Below are 13,272 nucleotides of genomic sequence, written 5' to 3'. Positions count from 1 at the left end.
CGGCCTTGACCGCGACGCCGTCAACGCCGCCCTGACCTACCCCTTCCACAACGGCGGCACCGAAGGCGTCAACACCAAAACCAAACTGATCAAGCGACAGATGTACGGACGCGCGGGCTTCGCTCTCCTGCGCCATCGAATCCTGCTCGGCTAGCCAGCACCCTCCGTCACCACCGAATGTGAGACAGAGCCGAATGTGAGACAGAGCCGAAATCGACACACTCCCACACCTGGGTGATCTACGGCTGGGACGCCTGTTCGCCGGGCCGCACCGACTGCGTGGCCATCCCCACCGACCGGGCCCGCCTGGTCGTCTTCGAAACCACCACCGGGACGGTCATCTACGACCACAGCCCCGGCAGCACCCAGTTCGACGTCGACCGGATCGCCCCACGCGATCTGACCTCCGGCGCCGTCCAGCTGCACCGCACCGCAACGCGCTGAACCGGCATCCGGCGCCGGCCGATCACGGCCGGCGCCGGGCCCGGAGCAATTCATATCGGGCCCCCGGCACTCCTGTTTCCGCGACTCGCGTATGCGGGCGTCGATCAGGTGCCGACGCGGCGTGTCTCGTAGGCCCACATCACGATCTCGACGCGGTTGCGGGCGTTGAGCTTGCGCATCAGGGAGGCGATGTGGGTCTTGACCGTGCTGAGGCTGATGGACAGCTCACCGCCGATCTCGCTGTTGGTCAGCCCGCGAGCGGCAGCCAGCAGGACCTGTTCCTCGCGAGCGGTCAGCGGCTCGACAGGCTCAGGTGGCACCGAGCGCGAGCGGCTGTTCGCGAAGGAGGACAGGAGCCTCGCGGTGATGTTCGGTGCGATCAGGGCGTCGCCGCGGGCGGCGGCATGGATGGCCTGGGTGAGCATCTCGGCGCCGGCGTCCTTGAGGAGGAAGCCTCGGGCGCCTGCCTTGAGCGCGCCGTAGACGTACTCGTCGAGGTCGAAGGTGGTGATGACGACGACGGCCAGAGGATCGGCGATGTCGGCCCCGGCGAGCTGGCGGGTGGCTTCGATCCCGTCGACCTCGGGCATGCGGATGTCCAGCAGGCACACATCGGGACGCAGCGAACGGGCCATGGAGATCGCCCGGCGGCCGTCGGCGGCGTCGCCGACGACGACGATGCCCGGTTGGGCGTCCAGGATCATGCACAGCCCTGCCCTGGCGATGTCCTGGTCGTCAGCGACCAGCACGCGGATGGTCATGACGCGCGCACTGTCCGAGGAAGCGAGGCGTCGACGCTCCAGCCGCCGTCCGGGGCAGGTCCCGCCCGGAGGGTGCCGCCGAGCAGGCTCGCCCGCTCGGCCATGCCGCGCAGCCCGTAGCCGGCGTGCGGGGAGCTGGTCCTGGTCGCCTCGCCGTCATCGCGCACCCGCAGATGCACCTGGCCGCGGGATGCGGTGACGTCGACGGTGACGTGGGTGGCGCCGCAGGCGTGGCGGGTCGCGTTGGTGACCGCCTCGGCGGCGATCAGGTAGAGGGCGGTGCCGACTGCCGGCTCAACGGCCTCGGCGTCACCGGAGACCTGCACGCGGACGCCCAGCACCTCGCCGCCGGGACGAGCGAGTCGTTCGATGTCCACCACTCCTCGCCGAGGGGCGAGATCGGCGTCCGTACCGTCGCGCAGCACGCCCACGAGGGCTCGCATCTCCCTGAGCGTCCGGGACGCCTCTTCCTCGATGGTGACCAGGGTGGCCAGCGCGCGCTCCGGATCCGTGGCGGCCAGCGCGCGACCTGCCTGTGCCTGGACGGCGATGGCCGAGACGTGATGGCCGACCGTGTCGTGCAGCTCGCGGGCGAGTTCGTTGCGCTGGTGGAGCCGGACCTGCTCGACATCGCGGTCGTGGCTTCTGGTGCGGTAGCGCACTGCCGCTCCGAGCGCGGCCGAGCACAAGAAAAAGCCGTAACCGGCGACCTTCTCCGCGGGTGAGGTCGACTCCGCGACGAGGGTGACGGGTAGCCAGACGAGGATGATGCCGAGTCCGAGGGCAACCTCGCGACCTGCCCCCCAGCGCAGCAGGGCGTAGGGCAACACGAGCAGCCCTGCGATACCCAGCAGGCCGGTGGCGTCAATGACCGCGATCCTCGCGATGTCGAAGACGAGAACGGCTCCGAAGGCAACGGTTACTGCGGCCAGCGGTCGCGTGCGTCGATACAGCAGGCACGCCGCGACCACGACGCTGACACCGACCAGCAGCGGCGCCCATGCCCTGTCGTCGCGCAGCAGCAACTCGACGACCGAGATCACGACAAGAGCCGAGGACAGCGCCCAGTCCCGCCACACCCGCACCGGCGGACGTGTGGGGCGAGGCTCAGCCCAGAGCTCAGCAAGCATGCTTCCCCCTCCCAGAGAACGTAAGGGGGCCGCCCCTCAGGGCGGATCAGCCGAAAGTACGGCGAGTGTCCCGCGCCTGGGGCCAGGACAGCCGGAGCCCGCAAGCGGATGTGGCGCCGGCCAACGCTGGTCATGGTGGAGACATCGAGTGAGCCGACCCGGCTGACGCCAGCAAACAGGAGACGTGATGACCAGAACCGGCAGACCAGCCGGTGCGCTCCAGGAAGCGCACATCCCGGTCCAGGCGAAGCTCGCCGCGGCCTGGGCCAGCTTCATGTTCCTCTACATCTACGTCGACTACCTCGCCCTGTACAAGCCCGGCTTCATCAACCACATCCTGGCCGGCGCCGTGCACGAGTTCGACACCGGCCCAACCTTCGTCGCCCTCGCGCTCACACTCATGGCCATCCCGATCCTCATGATCCTGCTCTCCACGACACTCCCCGCCCGCGTCAACCGCGCCACCAACCTCGTCGTGGCAACGCTCTACATCCCCGTCACGGTGTACAACGCGGACGGCGAGTCCTGGACCTACCTCTACTTCTACGGCTTCTCCATCGGGCTCGAACTGCTGCTCCTAGCCTTCATCCTGCGCGCCGCATGGACCTGGCCCCGGGCCATTCCAGCCACCGCCAGCCGCGACCTCGCCCAAACCCGGGTATGACGCTCGAGGCGGGCCCCGTCCGCGGGGTCGGCTACAGCGGCTCCGGCAGCAGCGACCGCGAGCAGCAGCACGATCCAGAGCGGGACGGCACCGACGTCGCTCAGCTGTTGCCGACCGGGTGGTGCTCTCAGGCGGCTATGGCGCCTTCGCGGCGGCTGACCGAAGAGCTCGGACCGGACAGGTCGCCGCGCGTGACCGCGTCGGCCACGATGCGTTCGGCGCGGCGGCGGCGCATCCGCAGGGCTGGTCCGGTCACGCCCTTCTCGGCGGCCAGCTGCTCGATCAGCGCGTCGCCGAACCGGGTGGCGCTGATCAGTTCAGCGGCTTCGGCCGTGATCAGGCCGGCGGCGGCTGCCCGACCGAGCAGCAGGTCCGGATGCCCGTACGGCATCCTTGGTGAGCGTGACCCGGTGGGCAGGTCCAGCGGCAGTTCCTCGCCGTCGTGGGTCTTGATGACCGCGGTTCCGGCGCGCCAGGCTGCCCAGCACAGCCGCAGCCACAGTCGGGGCGGGGCGAGATCCGCACTGCGCAACGATTGCAGGAATCCGGCCAGGACTTCGGAGTCCACGTCGTCGGCGTGACGCGCGTAGCCGCGGCTGATTTTCGCCGCGAGGTGCGTCAACGCGGGCAGCGCCACGCCGATCGCGCCGACGACCCAGGCCGGTCCCCATTCGCGGGCGTGGTGGGCCAGCTGCCGCCACAGCTCGTCGGTGGTGTCGCTGTCGTAGCGCTCGACCATGAGTAGCTTGCGCAGCTCGTCCAGCGCCATCGTGGTGTCTGGCAGGCCCGGCACCGGCCGGGCGTCGAACACCAGCGGCGCGGGTTCGCAGGTCAGCAGTGCGAAAGCCTTCTCGGCGGTGGTCAGAGCCGTGTCGGCCGTCCTCGTGCGCGTGGTCGTTGCCATGGTGATGTCCCCCTTGCCGGGAGCGCTTCGCCCGGTGCGAAGGCTCCGAGGCCTCCGATTGGGACAGTCCGACCTGACACGACGAGTGTTTGTCAGACCCGGATAGGTCGTGACCGGTCGTGTCAGGTTCGCCGCTGTATTCACCACCGCCGGTTCGCTGATGCCGCTGTCCGACCGGTCTGGTGACCGGTGCTGTCAGGTCAGGGATGGGTTCGATCGGCCTGTCAGCGGCGCACTGGGAATCGTCAGTACGCCCGCCGGTCCGGGGGCCACCGTGCCCATGACCGACAGAAACCACCGCCGTGCACCGGTTCCCGTGGGGGACGTGGTGCCCGGCGACCCGCCCGTGCCGATCACTGTCTGGCCGGTCCCCGCCCCGCACGAGGGCGAGGCCATGTCCAACGCGATGGGTGTGCGATTGGTCCACAACCTCACCCACCCGTCCGACCTCATCATCGACCTGGCCGAAGGACCACAGTTGGCGCGCGCGATCATCGCGGCACACCGCCGTAGTCATCTGCACGCGGCGCGCCCGGTCGGGTGGGGCCGCGAGTCGGCGACGCTGATCGTCACTGGCTGGCCGGTTGCCGACGCCTCTCCGGTCGAGTTCTTCCGCCGCTGCCGCGCCCATCTCGTGCCGGGCGGCTGCGTGGCGGTGGTGCTGGCGCACGGCGACGTCGCCCTGCCGGTCGACGTCGTCATCGCCGCCAAGCGGGCCGGGCTGGCGTATCTGCAGCACATCGTGGCGGCCGACCGGCTGCCCCGACGCGGCGAGCAGGCGCATGTCGGCAGGGCAACTCATAATGCAGACGATGGATGCACGTGGTCGTGACGTGAGGACTGCCGGTTGACGACGAGTATCGGTGAGTTGACGAGTGGTTTGCCCGCTGGCGCGTACGGCCAGAAACGCTTTGCTGTCCGCGCCGGATACCGTCGAACGGATCGCTGCCCGGCTCGGTTTGAACCGACCCGAAGCGTCGCTGCATCTGCAAGTCATGGTGCTGCCAGACCCGACCGAGCAGAACCTATTGCGCTAAAACGGTTGGGACGACCGGCAACTGGCCGACCTCGGCTCGGCGCTGCTGACGAAAACGGCTGCTCGTCGAATCCGAGACACCCGGACGCCGCCTCGCCGTCCCCGGACCTTGGCGCAGCCCGAGGTTCGTACCGCCCTTCGAGGCGTGGAAGTCTGCCCTGTACGGGTCGGCCCGGGTGAGGAGCCGCCCTATCTGTGGGTTCTGGTCACTCGCCCGCTGACCGACCTGTTCCACGACGCCGGCAGCCGCGCCCTTATCGATTCCCCCATGCCGCAGGCTGAACGCCCCCAAGACTTCCATGATCATGACCCCTGGCTGGTGCTCAAGGTATGAACTGCGGCACCACGTCGGCGAGTGCATGGTCGAGGATTTCCAGGCCCAGGTCCAGCTCCGCGTGACTGGAGGTGAGCGCTGGTGCGATGCGGAAGACGCCGCCCATACCCGGCAGCTGCACCACGTTCATGTGCAGGCCCAGTTCCAGGCAACGCCCTGTCACTGCCGCGCCCAGCGCGTCGGCCGGTCGTTTCGACTCCCGGTCGCTGACCAGCTCGAGCCCGACCAGCAGCCCGCGGCCCCGCACGTCGCCGACCACAGGGTGCCGTTGGCTGATCTCCTGAAGGCCCTTCCGCAGGTACGAGCCCAGTTGCGCAGCCTGTTCATCGAGCCGGTCGGCCTCCAGCACGTCCAGGACCGTGTTACCGACCGCAGCCACCAGCGGGTCCGAGACGTGCGTGGTGAAGAAGAGGAAGCCGCGCTCGTGGGCGGTCTGCTCGATCTCCGGGCTGGTCACCACAGCGGCCAGCGGCAGGCCGGCGCCGAGTGTCTTGGACAGGGTCAGGATGTCCGGCACGATGCCGTCCCGCTGGAACGCGTACCACTCTCCGGTGCGGCACAGACCGGTCTGCGCCTCGTCGAGGATCAACAGCCCGCCCCGCTCGTGCACCTTGTCGCGCAGCGCCGCGAGGTATCCCGGCGGCAGGTCGATCACCCCGCCGGAGCTGAGGATCGGTTCGACGACGCACGCCGCCAGGCTGCCCACCGACTGGGCGTCGAACAGCTCGAACGCGAACTCCAGCTGATGCCGCCAGTCCAGTTCGCCGCTCGGAAGGGTGAAGTCGGGTCGGTACGCGTTCGGCGTGGGGATGGCGAAGTTGCCGGGCGCCGCGGGCCCGTACCCCTTGCGCCCCGAGCTGTAGGTGGCGCTCGCCGCAGCCTGCGTCATTCCATGCCAGGACCGGGCGAACGAGATGATTTCGTGCCGGCCGGTGACCAGCTTCGCCATCCGGATCGCCGCCTCGTTGGACTCCGCGCCGGTGGTGAGCAGCAGGACCTTGTCCAGCGGCGCAGGCAGCGAGCCGGCGAGGCGGCGTGCCAGCTCGACCACGGGCCGGCTCAGCATGCCACTGAACAGGTGGTCGAGAGTGGCTGCCTGCCGCTGGATCGTGGCTACTACGGCCGGGTGAGAGTGGCCAAGGATCGCGCTCATCTGCCCCGACGTGAAGTCGAGCAGTCGGCGGCCGTCGGCGGTGAAGACGAAACTGCCCTCGGCGCGTTCGATGATTTCACGTACGAAGCTGCCCGCGCCGATGTAGCGGACCAGGTGACGATCGGCGTCGGACCAGAACGAATCAGCCATGAACCGACGCTAGGCAGCCCGGACAGACACGTCCATCGCACATTTCCGCCGTCGCTGTTAAGCAAAGCCGTACAGTCGGCGGTCATGACGCTGAATCCGTGGCGGCTGCGCCTGCTCGCCGACCTGGCGACCTACGGCACCGTCCGGGCCGTTGCGCAGCGCGGCAACCTGAGCCCGTCGGCGGTGTCGCAGCAGCTGACCACACTGGAACGGGAGACCCGGACCGCGCTGCTGGAACGCACCGGGCGGCGGGTGCGACTCACTGCGGCCGGAATGTTGCTTGCCGGCCGGGCACGGGAGATCCTCGCGGCCATGGACGCGGCCGAGGCGGAGCTGCGCCGCCTCGCCGACGAGCCGGCTGGCACCGTCACCGTGGCCGCGTTCCAGAGTGCGGTGCAAGCCCTCGCCGAACCGGCACTTGTCCGTCTCGCCGCCCGACACCCGGATGTGAGCGTGGTCTTGCTGGAGTTGGAGCCGCACGAGAGCATGCCGGCGCTGCGTCGCGGCGACGTCGACCTGATCATCACGACGGCCGACTTCGCCGGCGCCGAGCTCTCCCCGGAGATCCATTTGGTGCCGCTCGCCACCGACCCGGTCGTGCTCGTGCTGCCCCCGGGGCATCCGCTGACCAGCGCCGAGTCGGTCGCACTGGAGGCGTGCGCGCAGCAGCGCTGGACGTTCGACGTCGCCGGCTCGTACATGTCCGAGCTGTCCACCCGGCTGTGCCGGGAGGCCGGCTTCGAGCCCGCGGTGATCTGTCGGTTCAACAACTACATGCTGGCCCTCCAGCACGTGGAGAACGGCCGCTCGATCACCATGCTGCCGAAGCTGGCGGTGGACCCGCGATACCGGGTGGTGACCCGACCACTGAGCCCGCCGCTGACCCGGCGCATCACTGCCGGGGTCCGGCGACCGGCCGCGTCACGCCCCGAGGTGACGGCCGTGCTCAATGCCCTGAGAGCAGGTGACTGACCTTGGCCGGACCGTCTCTGTAGTGTGCTGGTAGCACCCCTTGCGTACCAGGGCGATGCGCAGACGGCGCTGTTCGCGCGCCGGCCGCCTCTGCGACGGCGGCGGATCGGCCACCCACGTCCGCCAACAACCAGTAACTGGGGACGTGAGATGGCAGCACCCGGATCGCGGCTATTTGCGGATGCCGTGAAAGCTGCGCCTCAGCCTCCGGACCAGCGCGCTGTTAGCGAAAAAGCCGTTCGCCGGTCAGGACAGCGTCCAGCCATCTAGCGGCACCGACGTCACGATCACCACGATGTCGTCCCGGACCCCCTGGATCGACACCGCCGCGGCCGCGTGGACCGGACGGATCAACATCGTCCCCGCCCGCACGGACCCGGTGGCCGTCGACGCGTTGCTCATCCGGGCCCGGCGGCTGTGTCGCCTGGGCCTTGCCTACCGGGCAGGACCTCGACGCCGCCACGGTGGTGCGTGCGCTCGGGCACCTGGCTCGGCCAACCGGCCTGAGCGCCGTTTAACAGTCGTCTCAGATTCGCTCGGTACGAAGTCGGCATCAGATAAGCGATGGACCGTCTCGTAGGAGGCTAGTGATGGCAGTCAACGCAGCGCCGTCCAAGGAAGCGCCGGCCGGTCGGTTGGCAGGCCGGTGGGTGCCGTGGTTGGTGATTGGCCTGTGGGTGGCGCTGGCGGCGGTGATGGTGCCGTTGAGCGGAAAGCTGAGCTCGGTCACTACCGACAGAGCCGTGGACACCCTGCCGGCCGGCGCCGAGTCCACCAAGGTGGCGGTGCTGGAGGACAGTCTCCCCGGCGGTGAGGACAACACGTTCGTGTTCGTGTACCACCGCGCCGGCGGCATGACCGACGCCGACCGCGCGTCGGTCGAGCGCCACTACAACACCCTTGCCAAGCGGTACCCGCCGAAGGCGACGGCGGCGGGCGGCGAGGACGACGAGGGCCCATCGACGAGACTCTCCATCAACGGCAAGGCGATGATGTTCACCCTCGACGTGAGCACGACCTACGGCGCACCGGAGACCATCGTCGGCCCGTTGCGGGAGGCCGCGCAGGACCGCCCCGCCGGCCTGGAACTCGACGTGACCGGCCCCGCCGCGATCGACGGCGACATGGACGCCGTCTTCGACGGCATCGACCTGCAGGTCTTCCTCACCACCGTCGTCGTCGTCACGCTCCTACTCATCCTCACCTACCGCAGCCCTGTGTTGTGGTTCATCCCGCTCATGGCCGTGGGCATGGCCGCGCTGACCGCGATGGCCACCGTCTACCTGCTCGTCAAAGGCTTCGGCATCGTGATCAACGACCAGAACTCGGCGCTGCTAACGATCCTGGTATTCGGCGTCGGCACGGACTACGCGCTGTTGCTCATCGCTCGATATCGGGAGGCACTGCACCACCACGAGAACGTCCGGGTTGCGATGGTCCACGCGTTGCGCGGCGCGGCGCCGGCGATCGTCGCGTCCGCGGCCACCGTGATCGCCGGCCTGCTCTGCCTGCTCGTCGCCGACCTGAACAGCACCAGCGGGTTGGGCCCGATCGGCGCGGCCGGCATCCTGTGCGCGCTGGTGGCCATGCTGACGCTGTTCCCGGCGATGCTCGTGGTGCTCGGTAGACGGATCTTCTGGCCGGCCATCCCGCGGTTCAGCACGGCCGTGGAGCAGAAGCCGGGGCTGTGGGGACGGCTTGGCACCGCCATCAGCCGCCGCCGGTGGGTGGCGACACTCGGCTCGCTCGGAGTCCTCGGCGTGCTCGCCCTCGGGCTGGCGGGCAATACCGGCGCACTGCGGGAGCAGGACCAGTTCCTGTCCGCGCCGGAGTCGGTCACCGGCTTCACCGTTCTCCGCCAGCACTTCCCGGAGCTCGGCGGCCAGCCGATGACGATCTTCACGCGGCCGGCGTACCAGGAGCGGGTCCTCGACATCGTCAAGGGCACCCGAGGTGTGGCCACGGCCATCCCGGGTCAGACCAAGGGTGGCTGGGCCGACATCTCCGTGTTCCCGACGGACGCGCCGGACAGCGTCGCAGAGTACGACACGATCAAGCGGGTGCGTACCGCCGTGCACGCGGTGAGCGGGGCGGAGGCGATCGTCGGCGGGCCGAGTGCGGAGAACCTCGACACCGAGGTGACCACCAGCCGCGACGAGAAGTTGGTGATCCCGCTGGTGCTCGCCGTCGTCCTGATCGTGCTCGGGCTGCTGCTGCGCGCGGTCGTGGCCCCGCTGGTCCTGATGGCCACAGTGGTCGCCTCATTCGCCGCAGCCTTCGGCGGCAGCGTGTTCGTCTTCGACACGATCCTCGGGTTCAAGGGCGTCGACTATTCGGTGCCGCTGCTGGCATTCCTGTTCCTGGTGGCGCTCGGCATCGACTACAACATTTTCCTGGCCAGCCGGGCCCGGGAGGAAGCCGTGCGTCTCGGCACCAGAGAGGGCATGCTCAAAGCCCTCTCCGCCACCGGTGGCGTCATCACCTCGGCAGGCCTGGTCCTAGCGGCCACGTTCGCAGTCCTCGCCTCACTTCCGCTGGTGATGCTGATCGAGGTCGGGTTCCTGGTCGCCTTCGGCGTGCTGCTCGACGCCCTGCTGGTGCGATCGGTCCTGGTTCCCGCCCTCACCCTGCTGATCGGCCGGCGGATGTGGTGGCCGAGCCGGCTGTCCCAACCGGTGGAGCCGCCGGACGGGCGACAGTCGCTCGACGACGACGAGGAGCCCGCGCTACAACGGTGAGCGCGGCGGCACGGGCGAGATCCGGGACGGAGCCTCAGGCCCGTCCCGGATCTTATTCATGACCCGGCGGTGGGCCGCGTGATTCGACCGGGCGGGGCCGCGGCCGGAAGGTCGACTCGAAGCAGCGCACCACCGCGCGCGGAGCGGGCGACGGTGACCCGGCCGCCATGGGCGTCGACGACCCGCTGCACGATCGACAGCCCCAGACCGGAACCTGGCAACGCCCTGGCGCTGTCGGCACGGTAGAACCGGTCGAACACCCGCGGTACGTCGGCAGCGTCGATGCCCGGCCCAGCGTCGTCGACCTCGAGGACCGCCGACGCGTCCTCGGCACGGAGCCGGACCTGGACCGGCTGGTCAGCGGGGGACCACTTGCCGGCGTTGTCGATGAGGTTGAGCACCGCTCGCTGAAGCGCAGCGGGACGCCCGCTCACCCACACGGAGGTCACGTCGAGCGCGACCTCGATGTCAGGCACGCGGGAACGCGCCCGGGCCGCGGCGGCCACCACCACGTCGGCGAGGTCGAGCACCTCGGTGCTCTCGTCGCTGACGTCGCCGCGCGCCAGGTCGGTCAGTTCGGCGGCAAGGGTGCTCAACTCGGCCACCTGGGCACCGAGATCGTTGAGCAGCCGGGTCCGGCTCTCCGCCGGCAGTGCGTTGTCCAGGGTGTCGCGCCGATCGAGCCGGATCAGCAGCTCGACGTTGAGGCGCAGGCTGGTGAGCGGGGTCTTGAGCTCGTGGGCGGCATCCTCGGCGAGCAGCCGCTGGGCCTGCCGAGAGTCCCGGAGCGCGGCGAGCATGTCGTTAATTGACTGGATCAGCCGCCGGATCTCCCCGCCGCCCTCGTCCGGGATGGCGGCGTCGAGGTCCCGGGTCTGCGCGACACGAACCGCGGCGGCAGTCAGCCGGTCGATCGGCGCCAGCCCGGTCCGCGCCACGGCCCGCCCGACAAGGGCGCCCCCGGCCACGCAGAGCAGCCCGATCAGCAGCATGCCCAACCCGAACCGGTTGATCGGGCTGTCGTCGGTGTCGCGGGCCACCTGGACCGCGCCGTCGCCCGCCCGCAGCGTGTAGATGAGGTAGCCGTCGTCGTCGCTGTCGCTGGACTCCATCAGGTCGGCCGACGCGCCCTGCGCCACCCGCCCGGCGTGCTCGCTGACCGGGGGCAGCGCGGGTTGGCCGGCCGGCGTCCGGGTCGAGCCGTCGGGCAGGATGACCCGCACCAGCCGACCGGATCCGGGATACGGCGGTAGCTGGACCTGCGCCAGACCGGTGGGCTCCACGGTCGCCGCCAGGACGCGGGAGTCCGCGCGTAGCTGATTCTCGGCGTTGTCCTGCAGCTCCGAGTCCAGCAGCTCGCTGGCCACCTGGAAGGCCATGAACACGCTGACCGCGATGGCCGTCGCCGCGATCACCGTCAGCCTGGTCCGCAGGGACCGCCGGCGCCACCATCGGGTCAGCCGGCGCGGTTCCCGGCCGGTAGGCCCACTCACGGAGGGGTCTCCCGCAACGTGTATCCCAAGCCGCGCAGCGTGTAAATCAATCGCGGCTCACCCTCGGCCTCCATCTTGCGGCGCAGATAGCTCACGTACACCTGGAGGTTGTTGGCGGTGGTGCTCATGTCGAAGCCCCAGATCGCCTCGAACAGCGCGTCCCGGGTCAACACCCGGGTCGCGTTGCGCATGAGAACGTGCAGCAGGGAGAACTCGGTCCGGGTCAGGTGGAGCGACCGCCCGCCCCGCCACGCCTCGAACCTGTCGGGATCGAGGCGGACGTCGGCGAACGTCAGGAGCTGCGACTCGTCGTCGCCGGGCGAGCGGCGGCGCAGCAGGGCCCGGACCCGGGCCAGCAACTCCTCGGTGGCGAACGGCTTGGGTAGGTAGTCGTCGGCACCCGCGTCCAGCCCGGCGACCCGGTCGGAGACCTGATCCCGGGCGGTCAGCATGAGCACCGGCAGATCGCGACCCGCCGCCCGCAACCGCCGGCAGGTCTCCAACCCGCCGAGGCGGGGCATCATCACGTCGAGGATCAGCAGATCCGGCTCCGCGCCACCGATCCCGTCGAGCACGGCGAGACCGTTGGCGACGGTGCTAGTGCCGTAACCCTCGACCTGGAGAACCCGCTCCAGCGACTCACGGATGGCCACGTCATCATCCGCGATCATGATCCGCACGCCGACGCGCCCCCTCCCAATCGATGCTTTTGCCGCTCATTGTCCCCGATCAACCTGAGGCCAGGATTAAAGGTCTGGGCGCACGGTGGACCGCAGCATCCCGTTGCCATGATCAGGTGCACCGTTCTCGGCATGAGCGCGCACCACGTCGGGTCGCGGAGGCGCGTCCGGCTGAGAGGGCTCGTGCGTAAACACGGGTCCCGAACGCCTGGCCCGGGACCCGTCAAGGTGGGCTGATCTTCAGCTGGGCGGGATGGCGCCGATAAGGCGTATCCCACGTGAGCCATCAGCCCGTGGCGATCCACCGACACCAACCCCTTGCCCAAGTAGGCGAGTCGCGACGGACAGGCGCGCGCTGTTTCCTGGTGACGGCACGTCCCCGATGGTGGTGGAGCGGGGTGCGGTGGGACGCAGCGCTGTCATGTCGGCCGGCCCCCGTTTACCCCCCGAAAACCCCATCTGCCGTTGACAATCAGTGACAAGAAGCGGCTAGTGTCTGATCGTTTCTGTGCAGATCAACGCCTATTTGTGACAACCAATGGCAAGCTCGATTTGGTTACGGATGGTAACAAGGGGTCGTCGGTTCGAATCCGGCCGTCCCGACGCAGGTCAGAGGGCTGATCCGGATATCGGGTCGGCCCTTTCGCCGTTCTGGGGACCAAGATCAGTGAAGTTGAAGCGTGCCTAGCGCTGCTTGACCGACGGGCTGTCATCCGAATCGGACCGCCACAAGACCAACAAGAGGACGACGCCCCGCCGATGTCTGGCAGACCGCCGCCGACGGGTGGCCGCCGGGGAGCAGGTGGCAGACTT

Annotated in this window: 12 protein-coding genes; 6 read left to right on the top strand and 6 right to left on the bottom strand. The window is 69.3% G+C overall.

Going from position 1 to position 13,272, the window contains the following annotated elements:
• On the top strand, positions 1–154 hold a 154-nt coding region (locus tag ABZ808_RS08725; RefSeq protein WP_357002838.1), incomplete at its 5' end, for a transposase.
• A gap of 80 nt (positions 155–234) precedes the next feature.
• A complete protein-coding gene (locus ABZ808_RS08720; RefSeq protein WP_357002674.1) occupies positions 235–444 on the top strand; it encodes a hypothetical protein in 210 nt (69 codons plus the stop codon).
• A gap of 104 nt (positions 445–548) precedes the next feature.
• Here ABZ808_RS08720 and ABZ808_RS08715 read toward each other — a convergent pair whose 3' ends face one another.
• Together ABZ808_RS08715 and ABZ808_RS08710 are read right to left on the bottom strand one after the other, a co-directional pair.
• Positions 549–1,205, bottom strand: coding sequence for a response regulator transcription factor (locus ABZ808_RS08715; protein WP_357002672.1), 657 nt, complete (start codon positions 1,203–1,205; stop codon positions 549–551).
• A complete protein-coding gene (locus ABZ808_RS08710; RefSeq protein WP_357002670.1) occupies positions 1,202–2,335 on the bottom strand; it encodes a sensor histidine kinase in 1,134 nt (377 codons plus the stop codon). Before ABZ808_RS08710 ends, ABZ808_RS08715 begins: the two co-directional genes overlap by 4 nt.
• Before the next feature lie 187 nt (positions 2,336–2,522).
• Between ABZ808_RS08710 and ABZ808_RS08705 the strand changes: the two genes are divergently transcribed.
• Positions 2,523–2,999, top strand: coding sequence for a DUF6326 family protein (locus ABZ808_RS08705; RefSeq protein ID WP_357002668.1), 477 nt, complete (start codon positions 2,523–2,525; stop codon positions 2,997–2,999).
• A gap of 127 nt (positions 3,000–3,126) precedes the next feature.
• Here ABZ808_RS08705 and ABZ808_RS08700 read toward each other — a convergent pair whose 3' ends face one another.
• A complete protein-coding gene (locus ABZ808_RS08700; RefSeq protein WP_357002666.1) occupies positions 3,127–3,810 on the bottom strand; it encodes a hypothetical protein in 684 nt (227 codons plus the stop codon).
• 202 nt (positions 3,811–4,012) lie between these two features.
• Here ABZ808_RS08700 and ABZ808_RS08695 point away from each other — a divergent pair, with 202 nt between their 5' ends.
• Entirely contained in the window at positions 4,013–4,735 is a 723-nt protein-coding gene (locus ABZ808_RS08695) for a hypothetical protein (protein ID WP_357002664.1), read from the top strand.
• A 527-nt stretch (positions 4,736–5,262) separates the two neighbouring features.
• On the opposite strand, the gene ABZ808_RS08690 is transcribed toward ABZ808_RS08695, so the two are convergent.
• Positions 5,263–6,576, bottom strand: coding sequence for an aspartate aminotransferase family protein (locus tag ABZ808_RS08690; RefSeq protein ID WP_053652634.1), 1,314 nt, complete (start codon positions 6,574–6,576; stop codon positions 5,263–5,265).
• Between the two features lie 84 nt (positions 6,577–6,660).
• Here ABZ808_RS08690 and ABZ808_RS08685 point away from each other — a divergent pair, with 84 nt between their 5' ends.
• Positions 6,661–7,548: a LysR family transcriptional regulator gene (locus ABZ808_RS08685; protein WP_357002662.1), complete on the top strand. Its 888-nt coding sequence runs from the start codon at positions 6,661–6,663 to the stop codon at positions 7,546–7,548.
• Between the two features lie 590 nt (positions 7,549–8,138).
• Positions 8,139–10,286, top strand: coding sequence for an MMPL family transporter (locus ABZ808_RS08680; RefSeq protein WP_357002660.1), 2,148 nt, complete (start codon positions 8,139–8,141; stop codon positions 10,284–10,286).
• A 56-nt stretch (positions 10,287–10,342) separates the two neighbouring features.
• On the opposite strand, the gene ABZ808_RS08675 is transcribed toward ABZ808_RS08680, so the two are convergent.
• Both ABZ808_RS08675 and ABZ808_RS08670 read right to left on the bottom strand, forming a co-directional pair.
• On the bottom strand, positions 10,343–11,779 hold the full coding sequence (locus tag ABZ808_RS08675; protein ID WP_357002658.1) for a HAMP domain-containing sensor histidine kinase: 1,437 nt from the start codon (positions 11,777–11,779) through the stop codon (positions 10,343–10,345).
• Positions 11,776–12,450 carry a response regulator transcription factor gene (locus ABZ808_RS08670; protein WP_357002656.1) on the bottom strand — a complete coding sequence of 225 codons (675 nt, stop codon included), beginning with the start codon at positions 12,448–12,450 and terminating at the stop codon, positions 11,776–11,778. The genes ABZ808_RS08675 and ABZ808_RS08670 overlap by 4 nt, the downstream gene beginning before the upstream one ends.
• Positions 12,451–13,272 lie beyond the last annotated feature (822 nt).

The organism is Micromonospora sp. NPDC047527, assembly GCF_040643015.1.
Classification (GTDB): Bacteria; Actinomycetota; Actinomycetes; order Mycobacteriales; family Micromonosporaceae; genus Micromonospora.
Note: the sequence above shows the minus strand (reverse complement) of the source record. Positions and strands in the feature narration are given on the sequence as shown.

Coding starts and splice junctions, on each gene's coding strand:
- ABZ808_RS08715 (WP_357002672.1), bottom strand. CDS start 1,205: ATGACCATCCGCGTGCTGGTCGCTGACGACCAGGACATCGCCAGGGCA.
- ABZ808_RS08710 (WP_357002670.1), bottom strand. CDS start 2,335: ATGCTTGCTGAGCTCTGGGCTGAGCCTCGCCCCACACGTCCGCCGGTG.
- ABZ808_RS08705 (WP_357002668.1), top strand. CDS start 2,523: ATGACCAGAACCGGCAGACCAGCCGGTGCGCTCCAGGAAGCGCACATC.
- ABZ808_RS08690 (WP_053652634.1), bottom strand. CDS start 6,576: ATGGCTGATTCGTTCTGGTCCGACGCCGATCGTCACCTGGTCCGCTAC.
- ABZ808_RS08685 (WP_357002662.1), top strand. CDS start 6,661: ATGACGCTGAATCCGTGGCGGCTGCGCCTGCTCGCCGACCTGGCGACC.
- ABZ808_RS08680 (WP_357002660.1), top strand. CDS start 8,139: ATGGCAGTCAACGCAGCGCCGTCCAAGGAAGCGCCGGCCGGTCGGTTG.
- ABZ808_RS08670 (WP_357002656.1), bottom strand. CDS start 12,450: ATGATCGCGGATGATGACGTGGCCATCCGTGAGTCGCTGGAGCGGGTT.